The 774-nt window shown below is 44.3% G+C and carries 1 pseudogene; it reads right to left on the reverse strand.

Annotated elements, in window-relative coordinates:
- Positions 1-774, reverse strand: a pseudogene (locus AC3G7N_RS20840) (aldolase/citrate lyase/malate synthase family protein); the annotation flags it as partial.

Genomic DNA, 774 nt, shown 5'->3' on the forward strand with positions numbered 1-774 from the left:
AACCGACGTCAATTCTCCGCGGTTCAAACCAAGCCAATTGCGGTAGATAAGTGTTTTATCTTCGGCATCTACTGCAGCAACTGAGTCCTCACAGTCCATGATGCTTGAGGTCGCGGACTCTAAGTAAACATCTTTCACACCTGCTGGATCGGTTTTTCCAATCGGATGATTGCCGTCGATTTGAATTTCCAGATGCAATCCATTATTTTTCAAAAGAACAGCATCCGGCGCTTCTGCCTGCCCTTGGTATCCGACTAATTTAGCAGCATCTGCCAGTCCGGTAGTTTCTCCATTCTGAAGTGTAATTTCTAATGTGCCGTTCACGATTGCATAGGTTGTTGCTTCCGTATGTGAGGATCTTTGAAGCGGTACATGATCATCGAGAAATTTTTTCACAAAAGCAATAACTTTGTCGCCGCGGACAGGATTATAGGCATCTTTTTTTCCGGCACCACCTTCCTCGCTGATTACATCTGTTCCGTATAATGCATCATAAAGCGAGCCCCACCGTGCGTTGGCTGCATTGATGGCATAGCGCGCATTATCAATCGGCACAACTAACTGCGGCCCGGCCTGTACGGTAATGACATCGTCAACATTTTCTGTTGTAATCGCAAAGTCATCCACCTCAGGTTCAAGGTAGCCGATTTCTTGTAAAAATGCTTTGTATGCGGCAAAGTCAAATTTGTTTTCTTTATGCCATGCATCTATTTGCTGTTGAATTTCATCACGATTTTTAAGTAAGGCTTTATTTTTCGGGGCTAAATCAGTGAC

Source organism: Virgibacillus carmonensis (assembly GCF_057836705.1).